The sequence below is a fragment of the Amycolatopsis plumensis genome (assembly GCF_042652605.1).
GTDB classification, from domain to species: domain Bacteria; phylum Actinomycetota; class Actinomycetes; order Mycobacteriales; family Pseudonocardiaceae; genus Amycolatopsis; species Amycolatopsis plumensis.
The window spans coordinates 7839232-7854402 of sequence record NZ_JBHSJY010000001.1 but is presented as its reverse complement, the minus strand read 5'-3'; the positions used below and the strand labels follow the sequence as shown (position 1 = coordinate 7854402).

The window sequence follows — 15171 nt, the reverse complement described above, 5'->3', positions numbered from 1 at the left end:
GACCACCGGCCTTACCCTGTTCAGCATGTCCGACCGCCTGTCGTCACCGTTCCTCGATGCCCTCCGCGCGCGTGTCCTGGTGGCCGACGGGGCGATGGGCACCGCGCTGCAGGCCCACGACCTCGGCCTGGACGACTTCGGCGGCCTGGAGGGCTGCAACGAGATCCTCAACGTCACCCGGCCGGACGTGGTGCGCTCGGTGCACCGCGGGTACCTGGAGGCGGGCGCGGACGCCGTCGAGACGAACACCTTCGGGGCCAATTTCGCCAACTTCGCCGAGTACGACATCACCGGGCGGATCTTCGAGCTGGCCGAGGCCGGCGCGCGGCTGGCGCGCGAGACGGCCGACGAGTTCTCGACGCCGGACCGGCCCCGGTTCGTGCTCGGCTCGGTCGGGCCCGGCACGAAGCTCCCGACGCTCGGCCACGCCCCGTTCACCACGCTGCGTGACGCCTACCGCGAGGAAGTCCGCGGCTTGTTGGCCGGCGGCGCCGACGCGGTGATCGTCGAAACCACCCAGGACATCCTCCAGACCAAGGCGTCGATCATCGGCGCCAAGCGGGCGATGGCCGCCGAGGGGCGGCACGTGCCGATCATCGTTTCGATCACCGTCGAAACGACCGGCACCATGCTGCTCGGCACCGAGGTCGGCGCCGCGCTCGCCGCGCTCGAACCGCTCGGCATCGACGTCATCGGCCTCAACTGCGCCACCGGCCCGGCCGAGATGAGCGAGCACCTGCGGCAGCTGGCCAAGCACGCCCGGGTGCCGCTGTCGGTGATGCCGAACGCCGGCCTGCCCGAGCTCGGCCCGGACGGCGCGGTCTACCCGCTCGGCCCGGAAGCCCTGGTCGAGGCACTGACCGGGTTCGTCCGCGAGTTCGGCGTCGGCCTGGTCGGCGGCTGCTGCGGCACCACCGACGAGCACATCCGGCAGCTCGCCGCGGCCGTCGCGGACACGTCGCCGGTACCCCGGCGGCCGCGGCCCGAGCCGGGCGTGTCCTCGCTCTACCAGGCGGTGCCCTTCAAACAGGACGCCAGCGTGCTGATGATCGGCGAGCGGACCAACGCCAACGGCTCGAAGGCCTTCCGCACCGCGATGCTGGAGGGCCGCTGGGACGACTGCGTCGAGATCGCCCGCGAACAGACCCGCGACGGTGCCCACCTCCTCGATCTGTGCGTCGACTACGTCGGCCGCGACGGCACCGCGGACATGGCCGAGCTGGCCGGACGGCTGGCCACCGCGTCGACGCTGCCGATCATGCTCGACTCCACCGAGGTCGCGGTGCTTCGCGCGGGCCTCGAACGCCTCGGCGGCCGGTGCGCGGTCAACTCCGTCAACTACGAGGACGGCGACGGCCCGGAATCCCGGTTCACCCAGGTCATGGACCTGGTCAGCGAATACGGCGCCGCCGTCGTCGCCTTGACCATCGACGAGGAAGGCCAGGCCCGGACCGCGCAGAAGAAGGCCGACATCGCGACCCGGCTGATCGAGGACATCACCGAGAACTGGGGGCTACGCACCTCCGACGTCATCATCGACGCGCTGACCTTCACCATCGCCACCGGCCAGGAGGAGTCGCGCCGCGACGGCATCGAGACGATCGAGGCCATCCGCGAGATCAAGCGCCGCCACCCCGAGGTGCAGACCACGCTCGGGCTGTCGAACATCTCCTTCGGCCTCAACCCGGCCGCGCGGCAGGTCCTCAACTCCGTGTTCCTGCACGAGTGCGTCCAGGCCGGGCTCGACACCGCCATCGTGCACGCGTCGAAGATCCTGCCGATGGCCCGCATCCCCGACGACCAGCGCGCGGTCGCCCTCGACCTCGTCTACGACCGCCGTCGCGAAGGCTACGACCCGCTGCAGGAGCTGATGGCCCTGTTCGAAGGGGTCAGCGCGGCGTCGTCCAAGGCGTCGCGGGCCGAGGAGCTGGCCGCGCTGCCGCTGTTCGAACGGCTCGAACGCCGGATCGTCGACGGCGAGCGGGGCGGCCTCGCCGACGACCTCGACGCGGCCCTGGAGCAGCGGCCCGCCCTGCAGATCATCAACGACACGCTGCTGTCGGGCATGAAGACCGTCGGCGAGCTGTTCGGGTCCGGGCAGATGCAGCTGCCGTTCGTGCTGCAGTCCGCCGAGGTGATGAAGGCCGCCGTCGCCCACCTCGAGCCGCACATGGAGACCGGCGACGACTCGGGCAAGGGCCGGATCGTGCTGGCCACCGTCCGCGGCGACGTCCACGACATCGGCAAGAACCTCGTCGACATCATCCTGTCCAACAACGGCTACGAGGTCGTCAACCTCGGCATCAAGCAGCCGATCACGACCATCCTCGACGCCGCCGAGGAGCACGGCGCCGACGCGATCGGGATGTCCGGGCTGCTGGTGAAGTCCACGGTGATCATGAAGGAGAACCTCCAGGAGATGAACTCCCGGGGCGTCTCGGCGCGCTGGCCGGTGCTGCTCGGCGGCGCGGCGCTCACCCGGTCCTATGTGGAGAACGACCTGACCGAGCTCTACCTCGGCGACGTGCGCTACGCGCGGGACGCGTTCGAGGGCCTGCGGCTGATGGACGCGATCATGGCCGCCAAGCGCGGCGAGTCGCCGCTCGTGGACGCCGACGCGGAGAAAAAGCGTCGGGAGCGCAAGGAACGCCGCGAACGCTCGCTGCGGATCGCCGAGGCGCGCAAAGCCCGCAGAACCGAGGACGAAGGGCCGCTGCCGGCGCGGTCGGACGTCGCCACCGACGTGCCGCTGCCGAGCCCGCCGTTCTGGGGCTCCCGGGTGGTCAAGGGCGTCGCGCTCGCCGACTACGCCGCGATGCTCGACGAGCGGGCGACGTTCATGGGGCAGTGGGGGCTCAAGGGCGCCCGCGGCGGCGCCGGGCCGACGTACGAGGAACTCGTCGAGACCGAAGGACGCCCGCGGCTGCGGTACTGGCTCGACCGGCTGACCGCCGACGGGATCCTGGCCCACGCGGCCGTCGTCTACGGCTACTTCCCCTGCTACGCCGAAGGTGACGACCTGGTCGTGCTGACCGAACCCGAACCGGACGCACCCGAGCGGCTGCGCTTCACCTTCCCCAGGCAGCGCCGCGACCGGCGGCTCTGCCTGGCCGACTTCTACCGCCCGCGCGAGGCGGGCGAGGTGGACGTCGTCCCGTTCACGATCGCGACCATGGGCCAGCCGATCGCGGACTACGCGAACGAGCTCTTCGCGGCCAACGCCTACCGCGACTACCTGGAGGTGCACGGCCTCGGCGTGCAGCTCACCGAGGCGCTCGCCGAATACTGGCACTGCCGCATCCGCCAGGAGCTGACCTTCCCCGGCGGTGTGGCGGTCGCCTCAGAGGACCCCGACGACGTCGAGGACTTCTTCAAGCTCGGCTACCGTGGAGCCCGGTTCTCCCTGGGCTATGGCGCCTGTCCCGACCTCGAAGACCGGGCGAAGATCGTCGCCCTCCTCGAACCGGGCCGGATCGGCGTCAAGCTGTCCGAGGAGTACCAGCTGCACCCCGAGCAGTCGACCGACGCGATCGTCTGCCACCACCCGGAAGCCAAGTACTTCAACACCTGAGGAGACTCCACTGTGGACGGTATCGACGCCGTGTTGTGGGACATGGACGGCACGCTGGTCGATTCCGAGAAGCTGTGGGACGTCGCCCTCTACGAGACGGCGGAATGGCTCGGCGGCAAGCTTTCCGAAGAGCAGCGGATGACGCTCGTGGGGTCCAACATGGACGACACTTCGGCGTACCTGCTCGAAGTCGTCGGCCTTCCGGTGACCCCCGAGGCGATCGCCTCGACCGGCGCGGAGATCCGCCGCCGCACCGCCGGGCTCTTCGACGACGAGCTGCCGTGGCGTCCCGGCGCGCGCGAGGCGCTGACGGCGGTGCGCGAAGCGGGCCTGCGCTCGGCGTTGGTCACCTCGACCGAGCGCGACCTGACCGAGCTCGCGCTGAACACGATCGGCCGGGACTTCTTCGACGTCACCGTGTGCGGCGACGAGGTCGAAGGCCTGAACAAGCCTCTCCCGCGCCCGTACCTCAAGGCGGCCGAGCTCCTCGGGGTCGACCCGGCGCGCTGCGTCGCGGTGGAGGACTCGCCGCCGGGCACCGCGTCCGCCGTCGCGGCGGGCTGCACCGTGCTGGTGATCCCGAACGACGTCCCGGTCGAGGCGGGGGAGCGGCGGGTGTTCCGCGACTCCCTGGTCGGCATCGACGTGCCGGCGCTGGCGGCCCTGCTCGGCTGACCACCCCCATGTCGCATTTCCGCTAGCCCCGGGTCCCCGGCGTCCGCGATGCTGACGGGGTGCATGAGGACTTCGAGCGGTGCGTGCGGGCCGTGCAGGCGAAGGACGCCCGGTTCGACGGGTGGTTCTACACGGCCGTCCTGACGACGAAGATCTACTGCCGGCCCAGCTGCCCGGTGGTGCCGCCCAAGCCGCGGAACATGAGCTTCTACCCGAGCGCCGCGGCCGCCCAGCAGGCCGGGTTCCGGGCCTGCAAGCGGTGCCGCCCCGACGCGAGCCCGGGTTCGCCGTTGTGGAACGAGCGCGCCGACCTGGTGGCGCGGGCGATGCGGCTGATCGCCGACGGCGTCGTCGACACCGAAGGCGTCCGCGGCCTCGCCGCCCGGCTCGGCTACAGCGTCCGGCAGGTCGAACGCCAGGTGTTCGCCGAACTCGGCGCCGGCCCCCTGTCCCTGGCCCGCGCCCAGCGCGCGCAGACCGCGCGGACGCTGATCGAGACGACCGCGCTGCCGATGACCGAGCTGGCCCTGGCCGCCGGGTTCGGCAGCATCCGGACGTTCAACGACACCGTCCGCGAGGTGTTCGCCCTCTCGCCGACCCAGCTGCGGCAACGGGCGAAGGGCAGGCCGGCGGCGGCCAGCGCACTGGTCCTGCGGCTGCCCTACCGGAAGCCGTTGTGCCCCGACAACCTCTTCGGGCACCTCGTGGCCACCGGCGTGCCGGGGGTCGAGGAGTGGCGGGACGGCGCCTACCGCCGGACGCTGCGGCTGCCGCACGGCCACGGCGTCGTCGCGCTGAAACCGGAGGACGGCCACATCGCCTGCCGGCTCACCCTGGCCGACCTCCGGGACCTGCCCGCCGCCACCAGCCGGTGCCGTCGCCTGCTGGACCTCGACGCCGACCCGGTCGCCGTCGACGACCAGCTCGCCACCGACCCGCTGCTCGCCCCGCTCGTCGCGGCCGCGCCCGGCCGCCGCGTCCCGCGCACGGTCGACGGCGCCGAGTTCGCCGTCCGCGCCGTGCTGGGCCAGCAGGTGTCGACGGCGGCGGCGCGGACCCACGCGGCCCGGCTCGTCGTCGCCCACGGTGAACCGGTGGAAGACCCCGAAGGCGGCCTGACGCACCTGTTCCCGTCACCGGAGGCGCTGGCTTCGCTGGACCCGGAGACCCTGGCCATGCCGCGCAGCCGCCGTCGCACGCTGCTCGCGCTCGTGTCGGCGCTGACCGACGGCCTGGACCTCAGCGCGGGCAGCGACTGGGAGGCGGCGCGGGCCGCTTTGAGCGCGTTGCCCGGCTTCGGGCCGTGGACGGTCGAGAGCATCGCCATGCGCGCGCTGGGCGATCCGGACGCCTTCCTCCCGACCGACCTCGGCATCAAGTACGCGGCGGAAACCCTGGGCCTCGGCGGCCAGGCCGCCGTCGTCGCTCGTTCCGCGGCCTGGCGCCCTTGGCGCGCCTACGCCACCCAGCACCTGTGGGCCACCGGTGACCACGCGATCAACCGGATGCCCGCGGCATGAACCAGACAGGAGTCCCGATGCGCACCCACGCCGTCGTCGACAGCCCGTGCGGCCCGTTGACGCTGGTCGCCGAAGGGGCCGCGCTCTGCGGCCTCTACATGGTCGACCAGCGCCACCGGCCGGACGAGCTGACCTTCGGCTCGCACGACCCGGGCGCGGAGATCTTCGACCGCGCCGAAACCGAGCTGAAGGAGTACTTCGCCGGGCAGCGCCACGAGTTCGAAGTGCCGCTGGCCTTCGTGGGCACGCCGTTCCAGCAGGCGGTCTGGGCCCAGCTGCGCAAGATCCCGTACGGCACGACGATCTCCTACGGCCAGCTCGCCGACCGGCTGGGCAACCCGGCGGCGTCCCGCGCGGTCGGGCTGGCGAACGGCAAGAACCCGATCGGCATCATCGTCCCCTGCCACCGGGTGGTCGGCTCCACCGGCTCCCTCACCGGCTACGGCGGCGGCCTCGAGCGCAAGCGATACCTGCTGGACTTCGAGCAGGGCGCGCTGTTCTGATCCCAGCTCGTGGGAAGCCGCGTCCACGGGCGTGTGAGATCGGCGGCATCCCCGGCGGGCCGGGGCGGCGTCGCGGGGTCCGGGATGGAAGGATTCCGGACCGTGAAGACCTTCGATGAGCTGTTCGCGGAGCTTGCCGAGCGCGCGCGTACCCGTCCCGACGGGTCCGGCACCGTCGTCGCCCTGGATGCCGGGGTGCACGCCCAGGGCAAGAAGGTGCTGGAGGAAGCCGGCGAGGTGTGGATCGCCGCCGAGCACGAGTCCGACGAGCGCCTCGCCGAGGAGATCTCCCAGCTGCTGTACCGGGTGCAGGTGCTGATGCTCGGCCGTGGCCTGTCGACCGAGGACGTCTACCGCTACCTGTGACGGGTCGCTCGAAGAACGAGGAGAAAGCAATGCTGCGTGTTGCCGTGCCGAACAAGGGAGCCCTCGCCGCCGCGGCGACGGAGATGCTCGGCGAGGCGGGCTACCGCAAGCGGCATGAGCAGCGCGACCTGACCGTGCTCGACCCGGTGAACGAGGTCGAGTTCTTCTTCCTGCGCCCCAAGGACATCGCGATCTACGTCGGCTCCGGCGAGCTCGACCTCGGCATCACCGGCCGCGACCTCGCGCTCGACTCCGGTGCCCCGGTCGAGGAGATCCAGGCGCTGGGCTTCGGCGGCTCGACGTTCCGCTACGCCGCCCCGGCGGGCCGGGACTGGAAGCCGGCGGACCTGCACGGCAAGCGGCTCGCGACGTCCTACCCGCGGCTGGTCCGCGACGACCTCGCCCGCCACGGCGTCGAGGCCGAGGTGATCCGCCTCGACGGCGCGGTGGAGATCTCGATCCAGCTCGGCGTGGCGGACGCGATCGCGGACGTCGTCGAGTCGGGCCGGTCGCTGCGCCAGCACAACCTGGTGGCCTTCGGCGACCCGATCTGCGTGTCGGAAGCGGTGCTGCTGCAGCGCCGGGGCACCGAGCAGAGAAAGGCGAAGTCGCAGCTGGCCGCGCGCCTGCGCGGGGTCGTGTTCGCGCAGCAGTACATGATGCTGGACTACGACTGCCCGCGGACGCTGGTGGAGCGCGCGATCGCGATCACGCCGGGCCTGGAGTCGCCGACGGTTGCCCCGCTCGCCCACGAAGACTGGGTGGCGGTGCGCGCCATGGTGTCGCGCAAGAAGGTCAACCAGATCATGGACGAACTGGCCGAGGTCGGCGCCAAGGCGATCCTGGCCTCCGACATCCGCTCCTGCCGCCTCTGACCCGGCTCCCGCGGCCCCGCTCGCCTGCAGTGAATGACTCATTCCTGGCGTCCGACGCCAGGAATGAGTCATTCACTGCGTTTCAGCGCGGGCGGTTCGGCTTCTTGGGCAGGAGGTCGTAGAGGCCCTTGCGGGCGCCGTTGTCGTTGACGTTGCGGGCCACCGCCACCTCGGAGATGAAGTCCTCGAAGACGAACTCCTCGTCGGCGGGCACGACGGCCGGCGCCTGGTTCTGCTCCAGGTAGCTGTCCAGCGTCTCGGCGATCTCGCGGAAAGACAGCGCTTGCAGCGTCTCGGGCGCGTACGTCGTCACGGGGACGCCGTGCGCCGCCGCCTCGTTCATCACCACACCCAGCGGCAGGTGCGACAGCATCGGGATGCCGAAGTCGTACATCTCCTGCAGCGCCGCGGCCGCGTAGTGCGAGATCGGCCGCCGGTACAGGCTCGGCACCAGGCCGAACCACGACAGCGGCTGCCGCCCGACGGTCTGCTCGACGTACCGGACCTGGTCGGCCAGCAGCCGCAGCGCCCGGATGCTCGTCTTGTCCGGCTGGACCGGCACGAGGATGCCGTGCGACGCCGCCAGCGCGTTGTTCGTCAGCACGTCCAGCGCCGGCGGGCAGTCGATGACGCAGTGGTCGTAGTTGGCGAACTGGATGACCCGCGCCAGCTGCCAGCCGGGGACGCGGAACGAGTCGAGCCGCCGGATCAGGTCGAACATCCCCGGAGACGTCGGCACGACGTCGAGCGCGCCACCCTTGCCGAGATTGCTGCGCGGGTGCGGCACGACGAGCTCCTCGATCGGGCCCTTCCACGTCTTGGCCAGCGCCTTCGCCAGGCTCGGCTGGTCCGCGGCCACCTCGGACAGCCCGAGCATCTCGGTCGTCGCGTGGCCCTGCGGGTCGAGGTCGACCAGGAGCACCCGGCGGCCCCGCTCGGCCAATGCGGCCGCGGTGCCGACGCTCAGCGAGGTCTTGCCGACCCCGCCTTTCTGGTTGACCACCGAGGTGATCTGCATGCCGGAGCGCTCCTCAAGTCGGTCGTTCCGCGAAGGTTATTGGATGCGGGCCCGTTGTGGGTGGCTATCCGCCCCCGGCCTGTCGCGGCCGGACCATCAGCGCCTGCGCGCCGGTGGCCACCGGGCCGCCGTCGTCGTGCAGGATGCTCGTCGCCGTGCCGATGCCGTGCGTGCCGACCAGCGTGACCGCGTCGAGGCCGATCCACTCGCCCGACGGCACCCGCCGCAGGTGGACGGTCAGCTCGGAGTTGATGAACCACCACTGCCGCGGGTCGAGGTAGTTCGACACGCCGTTGCCGGAGTCGGCGACGGCGAACAGCCGCTGCAGGCCGCTCGGCTCCTCGCCGTCGACCAGCGGGACGCGCTGGCGCGCCCACACCGCCGCCGGGCCGGGCGCGTCCATGCCGCCGCGCACCGCGCGCCACTCGACCGCGTCGAGGTAGCCGCCCTGCCAGCCCTCCGGCCACGGCGACTCTTCGACGCTGCCCGGCCCGGGCAGCAGCGGGCCGGCGTCGGTGGCGACCGCCGCCGTGTCCGACGTCGCGATGCGCCACGCCGACGCCCGTGCCACCACCCGCTCGGCGCTCGCCAGTTCGGCCTGCAGCAGCTCGACCGACCGGCCGGGCCGTTCGATCCGGGCCCGCACGGTGAGCTCGGCGACCGGGGCCGGGCCGAGGATCTCGACGGTCACCCGCGCGAGTTGGGCGGGGTGCGCGGTTTCGACGTTTTCGAGGGCCCGGACGAGCAACGCCGACGGCGGGCCGAAGTGCTGGGCGTCGGGGGTCCACGGCCCGGCCGTGTGCCCGGTCGCGGAGAACCGGCCGTCGCCGAGCGGGACGTAGAAGGCGTCGGCCATCAGTCGGCCCGGTCCAGGGGTGTCTCGTCGCCCGCGTCGGGCTCCGGCCAGCCGGGGTAGTCGGGTGGTGTGCCGCCGTACTCGGGGCAGTGCGCCTGGTGGTCGCACCAGTTGCACAGCTTGCTCTTGTTCGCCCGGAAGTCGCCGGTCTTGCCGGCCTTGAGGATGGCCTGCCAGATGGCTTCCAGGGTGCGCTCGAACCGCAGCAGCTCGGCTTCGTCGGGGGTGTAGGCCAGCGACTGGCCGTCGGTGAGGTACATGAGCTTCAGCTGGCGGGGCACGATCCCGCGCAGCCGCCACAGGACCACGGCGTAGAACTTCATCTGGAACATCGCCTTCGCCTCGCCGATCTCGCGCGGCGCGGCGCCGGTCTTGTAGTCGACGACCCGGATCTCGCCGGTCGGGGCGACGTCGAGCCGGTCGATGTAGCCGCGCAGCAGGACGCCGGAGCCGAGCTCGATCTCGACGTGCAGCTCGCAGGCCTCGGGTTCGAGCCGCCGCGGGTCTTCCAGTTCGAAGTAGGCGTCGAGGAGCTTTTCGGCCGACCGCAGCCATTCGGCGTGTTCTTCGGGCTTTTCGCCGTCGAACAGCTCGGTCCACTCCGGACGGTCGGTGGACAGGTCCGTCCACGCCGGGCCGAGCAGCTCCCGGGCCTGGGCGGGGACGCGTTCGGCGGCCGGGAGGGCGAACAGGCGCTCCAGGACCGAGTGGACGAGCGTGCCGCGCAGCTGGGCCTTGGTCGGGACTTCGGGCAGCCGGTCGACCGCGCGGAACCGGTAGAGCAGCGGGCACTGCTTGAAGTCGCTGGCCCTCGACGGCGACAACGCGGGCCGCCGCCGCACCTCGGTGGCGACGGCGGAGGCGGGGGAGTCGGTGGTGACGGTGTCGGCGTCGGGCATGGGCAGAGCGTAACGCCGGGGTCCGACAGTTCCGGCGACCGCAACGCCCGCCACCCCATCCGCGGACCCGAAGCGCCCCAATGGGGTTGTTTCATCGTGGTTTGTGCTGGTCGTGGTGGGTTGACGGGGTCTGGTAGTGGCTCAGGGCTGGTTTGTCCGGGCGGTTTGTTCGTGGTGGGTGAGCACGAGCAGGGCGCGTAGCAGGGTGGTGGCGTGGCGTGGGTGCATGCGGAGTTTGTCGAGGATGCGCCAGGTTTTGAGGGCGGCGAAGCCGCCCTCCACCGCGCAGCGCATCGCGGAGAAGGCCGCGTTCGCCTGCTGCTGGGCTTTCGTCAGGGGCCGGTTCGCCTCGGCTTTGTAGGGGGTGAGCACGATCTGCTCACACGCTCCGCCGCATCGGTGGCAGGTGCGGGTGTCACGGACGTCTTTGTGCCAGCCGTGGAAGCCCTTGTCCGCTGCGGGCGTCAGGTCGTGGGCGTGCAGCCGTTCGCGCAGGCGTAGCCGGCGGGCGGCGGTGATGTCGGCGGTCCTGCCCGGCAGGGTCGCCGAGACCCACAGGATCCGGCCGGTCTCGTCGGTCAGGGCGAGGACGACCAGTCCGTGGTGTTTGTGTTTGCCGCTGTAGTGGGCCCGGTTGGCCCGCCCGGTGCGGCGGCGGGTCCGGATCAGGGTGCCGTCCACCAGCACCACCGCCGCACCTGCGGTGGCCAGCCGGTGCAGGACCCGGTCCAGTCGTGCGGCGCGGGCGGCGAGCAGGGTGATGACTTCCAGCACCCACCGGCGCACCGTCGCAGCCGACACACCCTGACCGGCACCGATGTGAGCCAGCCGCTGATCGTGGCGCAGCACCGCCAGCACCACCAGCGCTTGCCCGGCTGGGGTGGCTTTGCGCCAGCGGGACCGCAGCCGGCGCCGCCGGGTGCGGATCAGGTCGGCGACCATGCTCAGGGTCTGCCGCGACAGCGGGAGGGTGACCTGGTAAGAAATGGGGCCGAAGCCCTCGGCGGGTGATTGACTCACATCTCGATCTTGCCGAGGGCTTCACTCATGCCCAGCGGGACGGCCACCCCGTCCCGACAACACTCGCTGCCAGATCACCGAAACACACCCAGCCCACCACCCCCACCAGCCACAACCACGATGAAACAACCCCAATGTGGCCTTCGGTGCGTCAGACGCACCCAATGTGGCCTTCGGTGCGTGGGACGCAACCAAGGCCGCCTTGGGGCGCTTTGGCGGGGGACGACACCCATCGGGGGCGGATCACCCGGTACCCACACCGGGGGCTCTAGGCTCTCCGCATGGCCGCGACCAGTGAGCAGGGCACCGGGGGCACCCGGCAGGCCGTCCGCTCGGACGGCGGTCTCCTGCTGTTCCGGGTCGCCGGGGTGCCGGTGCTGCTCGCGCCGTCCTGGTGGGTCGGCTCGCTGATCGTCGTCGTCCTGTACGCGCCGCTGGTCGGGCGGCTGCTCCCGGACGCCTCCGCGACGACGTCGTGGCTGCTCGCCGGGGCGTTCGCGCTGCTGCTGGGCCTGTCCGTGCTCGCCCACGAACTCGGGCACTGCCTGGTCGCGCTGCGGCTGGGCATCCCCGTGCGGCGGCTGCGCCTGTTCCTCCTCGGCGGCCTGTCCGAAGTGGCCAGGACGCCCAAGCGCCCCGGCGACGAAGGCCTGGTCGCCGCGGCCGGGCCCGCGGTGTCGCTGCTGCTCGGCGGCTTCTGCGGCCTGCTGATGTTCGCCGTGCCGCCGGACGGTGCGGTCTGGCTCCTGGTGGCCGAGTGCGCGGTGGCGAACCTCGCCGTCGGCGTCTTCAACCTGCTGCCCGGGCTGCCGCTGGACGGCGGCAGGCTGGTCCGCGCCGGGGTGTGGGCGGTCACCGGCATCCGCGCCAAGGGCACCCGCGCGGCGGTCGCCGGCGGCGCGGTCGTGGCCGCCGGGCTGCTGGTCTGGGCCTTGTGGGGCCTGGCGACCGCGAGCCCGGACCGCTGGCTGCGGCTGGGCGTCTGCGTGGTGACGGCGTGGTTCGTGATCCTCGGCGCCCGTTCGGAGCTGGCCGCCGAAGCGCGCCGCACGTGGCCGGACGGCCTGGTCCTCGGCGAACTGGTCCGGCCGGTGCTGCAGCTGCCCGCCGAAAGCCCGGTGTCGGACGCGCTGGCCGCGTCGGCCGGCCGCGGGGTGGTCCTGGTCCGCGCCGACGGCGTGGCGGCCGGGCTCCTGGACGAAGGCGCGGCCGAGCGGCTCGCGAGCTCCTCGCCGCACGCCCCGGCCGAGTTCGCGGCCGAGCCGATCCGGGCCGAAACCGTGCTGCTGGCCTCGGAGCCGGGGGAGGACGTCGTCGAGCGGGTCCGCGAAACCGCGGCGTGGCAGTTCCTCGTGGTCGACGACGAGGGCCGCCCGGCGGGCGTGCTCCGCCGGGACGACCTGCGGGCCGCGCTGAACCGCCGCACCCGCTGAGTCACCGGCCCGCGCGGCCTGCGAAGATCTGGCGTCGGCCAAACGGGTTACAGGAGGAAGTGTTGTCGGTCAGCGGACCGTTTCGCGCGGGTGATCGGGTGCAGTTGACCGACTCGAAGGGGCGGCACTACACCCTGACGCTGGCCGCCGGTGGTGAGTACCACACCCACCGCGGCGCACTGGCCCACGACGACCTGATCGGCCGTCCCGAGGGGTCGGTGGTCACGTCCGCGGGCGGGTCGACCTACCTGGCGCTGCGCCCGCTCCTGCCGGACTACGTGCTCTCGATGCCCCGCGGCGCGCAGGTGATCTACCCGAAGGACGCCGCGCAGATCGTGATGTGGGGCGACATCTTCCCCGGTGCGCGCGTGCTCGAGGCGGGGGCCGGGTCCGGCGCGCTGACGTGCTCGCTGCTGCGGGCGGTCGGCCCGGCCGGGCGCGTGCACTCCTACGAGATCCGGGACGACCACGCCGAACACGCCGAGCGCAACGTGGTGAAGTTCTTCGGCGAGAAGCCGGCCAACTGGTCGCTCACGGTGGCCGACCTGGCCTCGCACGAGGGCGAGGTCGACCGCGTCGTGCTGGACATGCTCGCGCCGTGGGACCAGCTGCCGAACGTCGCCGCCCACCTGGTGCCGGGCGGCGTGCTGACCGTCTACGTCGCGACCGTGACCCAGCTTTCGCGGGTCACGGAGTCGCTGCGCGAGCAGCAGTGCTGGACCGAGCCCGAGTCGTGGGAGACGCTGATGCGCCCGTGGCACGTGGTGGGCCTGGCGGTCCGCCCGGACCACCGGATGGTGGCGCACACGGCGTTCCTGCTGACCGCGCGCCGGCTGGCGGACGGCACCGTGTCCCCGCGGGTCTCGCGCCGTCCGAGCAAGGGCAAGGGCTGACCGCCTAGCCCGGCACGCACCACCGGCCGTTCTCCTTGCGCAGCGGGAAAGGCGTGTCCTTCGTCCCGCCCGCCGCTTCGACGTGCACCTTCGCCGTCGCGGACTCGCCGCGCAGCTCCGGGGGTGCGGCCAGCTTCGCCGTGACCGGGCCGGCGGCGTCCCACGTCCGCTGCAGGCCCGCGAGGGCTTCGGCGGTCTGCGGGCGGCACGTGAGCTTGCCGAACGCCGCCGAGTCGTGGCGGGCGATCGCGTCGACGATCGCGCGGGCCAGCACCGCCACCGCGGCCGTGTCGGCCTGGTCGGGAGCCGGCGGCGGTGCCGACGGCCGGAACGGCGGCGGCGTGGCCGACGCCGCGGGCGGGGAGCCGGCCGGGGCGACGAGCACCAGGCCCAGCGCGACACCCGCCCCGGCCGCGCCGAGCAGGACCAGCCCGGCGGCGAACACGCGGTTCACCGCCGGGTGCTCACGAGCCGTCCGCCTGCACGTTGGACAGGCACCAGAGCCCGGACTCCTTCTGCGCCGACATCGTGCCGACCTTGGTCTTGCTGCCGTCGGTGGCGGAGTAGCGGGCGGTGGCCTTGTCGCCGGTCTCCTGCGGCGTGGCGGTCAGCTTCACCGTCACCTTCGGGATCTCGCCCGTGGTGCCCTCGTAGACGCTGCGGCAGATGGTGTCGCCGAGTGCCTTCTCGTCGCCGGCGTTGTAGGCCGAGATCGTCGAGTCGAACAGCTCCTGGGAGCTGGGCTTGCCACCGGGGGCGGGGCCGCCCGCGGACTTGCTCTTCGGCGTCGACGGGCTGGACGGCGCGGTGCTCTTGGGCTTCGGGGTGGACGCCTTCGGCGCGGTGGTCGGCGCCGCCGAAGTGCTGCTCGCGGGCGGTGCGGCGGTCTGCTCGTCGTTGCCGTTCATGAGGACGAACGCGGTGACGCCGCCGCCGACGAGCACCACCGCCGCGGCCGCGATGCCGACGATCAGGCCGGTCTTCTTCTTGGGCGGGGGCGCCTCGCCGAAGCTGCCGCCGCCGTAGGGGTCGTGGCCGCCGAAGGACTGGGGCGGCCCGCCCCACTGGTCCTGACGGCCGTACTGCGGGTGGCCCTGCTGCGCCTGAGGGCCCGTCTGGGGCTGGTACCCGCCCTGGCCGGGCTGGTCGTACGGGCCGGGCTGGCCGTACTGCTGGGCGCCGTCGTACGGGCCCGGCTGGCCGTACTGCTGCGTCCCGCCGTCGTACCCGCCGGGCTGGCCGTATTGCTGGGTGCCGTCGTACCCGCCGGGCTGGCCGTATTGCTGGGTGCCGTCGTACCCGCCGGGCTGGCCCCACTGCTGCGTGCCGTCGTACGGGCCCGGCTGGCCGAACTGCTGGGTGCCGCCGTAGCCGGGCTGGGCCTGGGGGCCGCTCTGGGGGTGGCCGCCCTGCTGGGGCCGGCCGTACGGATCGGGCTGCTGCCCGTAGCCGCCGGGCTGCTGGCCGTAGCCGCCCGGTTGCTGCGGCGGGTAGGTCATGGCGGGTGCCCCCTAGCGTTCCTTCGAGTGGCGCCCGGCCGTC

The 15171-nt window shown here is 72.5% G+C and carries 14 protein-coding genes; 8 read left to right on the top strand and 6 right to left on the bottom strand.

The genetic code is table 11. From position 1 onward, the window contains the following. The first annotated feature begins 25 nt into the window (after positions 1 to 25). The 6 genes from metH (at position 26) to hisG (ending at position 7510) form a co-directional block, all read left to right on the top strand. A complete protein-coding gene (gene metH, locus ACFPLC_RS37870; protein ID WP_378199182.1) occupies positions 26 to 3571 on the top strand; it encodes a methionine synthase in 3546 nt (1181 codons plus the stop codon). A gap of 42 nt (positions 3572 to 3613) precedes the next feature. Then, on the top strand, positions 3614 to 4246 hold the full coding sequence (locus ACFPLC_RS37865) for an HAD family hydrolase (RefSeq protein WP_378199514.1): 633 nt from the start codon (positions 3614 to 3616) through the stop codon (positions 4244 to 4246). 59 nt (positions 4247 to 4305) lie between these two features. Next, the gene (locus ACFPLC_RS37860; RefSeq protein ID WP_378199179.1) at positions 4306 to 5766 is read left to right on the top strand and encodes an AlkA N-terminal domain-containing protein; all 1461 of its coding nucleotides are present in this window, start codon (positions 4306 to 4308) and stop codon (positions 5764 to 5766) included. A gap of 17 nt (positions 5767 to 5783) precedes the next feature. Continuing rightward, complete coding sequence (locus tag ACFPLC_RS37855) at positions 5784 to 6269, top strand: methylated-DNA--[protein]-cysteine S-methyltransferase (RefSeq protein ID WP_191306212.1); 486 nt, start codon at positions 5784 to 5786, stop codon at positions 6267 to 6269. 102 nt (positions 6270 to 6371) lie between these two features. Beyond that, entirely contained in the window at positions 6372 to 6635 is a 264-nt protein-coding gene (locus ACFPLC_RS37850; RefSeq protein ID WP_013226745.1) for a phosphoribosyl-ATP diphosphatase, read from the top strand. A gap of 29 nt (positions 6636 to 6664) precedes the next feature. Continuing rightward, positions 6665 to 7510 carry an ATP phosphoribosyltransferase gene (gene hisG / locus ACFPLC_RS37845; protein WP_378199175.1) on the top strand — a complete coding sequence of 282 codons (846 nt, stop codon included), beginning with the start codon at positions 6665 to 6667 and terminating at the stop codon, positions 7508 to 7510. Between the two features lie 82 nt (positions 7511 to 7592). On the opposite strand, the gene ACFPLC_RS37840 is transcribed toward hisG, so the two are convergent. From ACFPLC_RS37840 to ACFPLC_RS37825, 4 genes are all read right to left on the bottom strand, one after another. Then, positions 7593 to 8528, bottom strand: a complete 936-nt coding sequence (locus ACFPLC_RS37840; RefSeq protein ID WP_378199172.1) for a ParA family protein — start codon at positions 8526 to 8528, stop codon at positions 7593 to 7595. 64 nt (positions 8529 to 8592) lie between these two features. Further along, on the bottom strand, positions 8593 to 9384 hold the full coding sequence (locus ACFPLC_RS37835; protein WP_378199169.1) for a thioesterase family protein: 792 nt from the start codon (positions 9382 to 9384) through the stop codon (positions 8593 to 8595). Beyond that, positions 9384 to 10283 (bottom strand): RecB family exonuclease, encoded by a 900-nt coding sequence (locus tag ACFPLC_RS37830; RefSeq protein ID WP_378199166.1) that lies wholly within the window; start codon positions 10281 to 10283, stop codon positions 9384 to 9386. Before ACFPLC_RS37830 ends, ACFPLC_RS37835 begins: the two co-directional genes overlap by 1 nt. Before the next feature lie 141 nt (positions 10284 to 10424). Next, positions 10425 to 11303, bottom strand: coding sequence for a transposase family protein (locus ACFPLC_RS37825; RefSeq protein WP_378208316.1), 879 nt, complete (start codon positions 11301 to 11303; stop codon positions 10425 to 10427). 281 nt (positions 11304 to 11584) lie between these two features. Here ACFPLC_RS37825 and ACFPLC_RS37820 point away from each other — a divergent pair, with 281 nt between their 5' ends. Then, positions 11585 to 12736 (top strand): site-2 protease family protein, encoded by a 1152-nt coding sequence (locus ACFPLC_RS37820; RefSeq protein ID WP_378197835.1) that lies wholly within the window; start codon positions 11585 to 11587, stop codon positions 12734 to 12736. 62 nt (positions 12737 to 12798) lie between these two features. Beyond that, a complete protein-coding gene (locus ACFPLC_RS37815) occupies positions 12799 to 13629 on the top strand; it encodes a tRNA (adenine-N1)-methyltransferase (RefSeq protein WP_191306204.1) in 831 nt (276 codons plus the stop codon). A 4-nt stretch (positions 13630 to 13633) separates the two neighbouring features. Here the strand turns inward: ACFPLC_RS37815 and ACFPLC_RS37810 are convergent, their stop codons facing one another. Together ACFPLC_RS37810 and ACFPLC_RS37805 are read right to left on the bottom strand one after the other, a co-directional pair. Beyond that, the gene (locus ACFPLC_RS37810) at positions 13634 to 14083 is read right to left on the bottom strand and encodes a hypothetical protein (RefSeq protein WP_378197837.1); all 450 of its coding nucleotides are present in this window, start codon (positions 14081 to 14083) and stop codon (positions 13634 to 13636) included. 10 nt (positions 14084 to 14093) lie between these two features. Beyond that, a complete protein-coding gene (locus tag ACFPLC_RS37805) occupies positions 14094 to 15128 on the bottom strand; it encodes a hypothetical protein (RefSeq protein ID WP_378197839.1) in 1035 nt (344 codons plus the stop codon). Positions 15129 to 15171 lie beyond the last annotated feature (43 nt).

Excerpts from the sequence above, each read along its gene's own strand:
- ACFPLC_RS37865 (WP_378199514.1), top strand. The coding sequence starts at position 3,614 with ATGGACGGCACGCTGGTCGATTCCGAGAAGCTGTGGGACGTCGCCCTC.
- ACFPLC_RS37855 (WP_191306212.1), top strand. The coding sequence starts at position 5,784 with ATGCGCACCCACGCCGTCGTCGACAGCCCGTGCGGCCCGTTGACGCTG.
- ACFPLC_RS37820 (WP_378197835.1), top strand. The coding sequence starts at position 11,585 with ATGGCCGCGACCAGTGAGCAGGGCACCGGGGGCACCCGGCAGGCCGTC.
- ACFPLC_RS37840 (WP_378199172.1), bottom strand. The coding sequence starts at position 8,528 with ATGCAGATCACCTCGGTGGTCAACCAGAAAGGCGGGGTCGGCAAGACC.
- ACFPLC_RS37830 (WP_378199166.1), bottom strand. The coding sequence starts at position 10,283 with ATGCCCGACGCCGACACCGTCACCACCGACTCCCCCGCCTCCGCCGTC.
- ACFPLC_RS37835 (WP_378199169.1), bottom strand. The coding sequence starts at position 9,384 with ATGGCCGACGCCTTCTACGTCCCGCTCGGCGACGGCCGGTTCTCCGCG.
- ACFPLC_RS37805 (WP_378197839.1), bottom strand. The coding sequence starts at position 15,128 with ATGACCTACCCGCCGCAGCAACCGGGCGGCTACGGCCAGCAGCCCGGC.
- metH (WP_378199182.1), top strand. The coding sequence starts at position 26 with ATGTCCGACCGCCTGTCGTCACCGTTCCTCGATGCCCTCCGCGCGCGT.
- hisG (WP_378199175.1), top strand. The coding sequence starts at position 6,665 with ATGCTGCGTGTTGCCGTGCCGAACAAGGGAGCCCTCGCCGCCGCGGCG.